The organism is Pseudoruegeria sp. HB172150 (assembly GCF_013184805.1).
Taxonomy (GTDB): Bacteria; Pseudomonadota; Alphaproteobacteria; order Rhodobacterales; family Rhodobacteraceae; genus Psychromarinibacter.
Map to the genome: position 1 here is coordinate 1 of NZ_JAATNG010000019.1, position 954 is coordinate 954.

The 954-nt window shown below is 64.8% G+C and carries 1 protein-coding gene; it reads left to right on the plus strand.

The genetic code is table 11. The annotated features are described in order from the left end of the window. A partial coding sequence (locus HCO70_RS24540; RefSeq protein WP_216665623.1) for a dipeptidase occupies window positions 1–954 on the plus strand: 954 nt, incomplete at both ends.

Here is a 954-nt window from a genome sequence, read left to right on the forward strand (position 1 = left end):
CGCGCTGCGCGTGGACAGTGACGTGACTGAGCCGGGCGGCATGGATCGACGGACGTTCTTCGCAACAGCCGCCGGGTCCGCCGCCGGGGCCGCGGCCACTTTGGCCATAAGCCCGCGGGACGCCCACGCCGGCGACATGCTGGCCAACGTGAACGATCCGGAGGCGATCTGCGCCACTGGCCCGGACTTTTCGCAGATCCCGCAACGACTGCACGACTATCCCGCCTCCGACCATGCGCGGCAGGTCGTCCGGGACTCCATGACCACGGACTCGCTCTTCTCTGGCATCTGGCCGACCCAGTGGTCGACCCCCGAAGCGCCCGAGTTCCACGACGAGATGGACAAGCTGAAGGCCGCCGGGTTCAAGGCGATTGCTGCCTGCCCCTCTGCAGATGCGCTGGATACCAGCGTCGCAGGGATTGCCAATTCCCTGAACTTCTACCTTAAGAAGATCAACGAACGCCCCGAGAGTTACAAGGTGGTGCGAACCACTGCCGATATCGACACGGCAGTGGCCGAGGGCAAGCTGGGCATGTTCTTCACCCACCAGGGCACCGCGCTCTTCGCCGGCAATCCGGACATGGTCGGACTGTGGCGCCAGCTGGGCTACGGCTACTGCCTGCTGGCCTACAACGGCCGTAACACGATGGGTGACGGCTGTTTCGAGGAAGACAACGGGCGGCTGACGGGTATCGGGAAGCTGCTAATCGACGCCTACAACCGCTACGGCATGATCGTCGATGTCAGCCATACCGGCGAGCGCACCGCCTTCGACGCCATCGAGCGCAGCCAGCAGCCGGTCATCTCGTCGCATTCGGTCGCCAAGGCTGTCAGCGACTACCCGCGCAGCCACACCGACGAGCTGTTCAAGGCGATCGGCGACAGCGGCGGGGTCTGCTCGATCAACATGGTCGGCGGCTTCGTCGATCCCTCGAACCCGGATATCGTGACGAC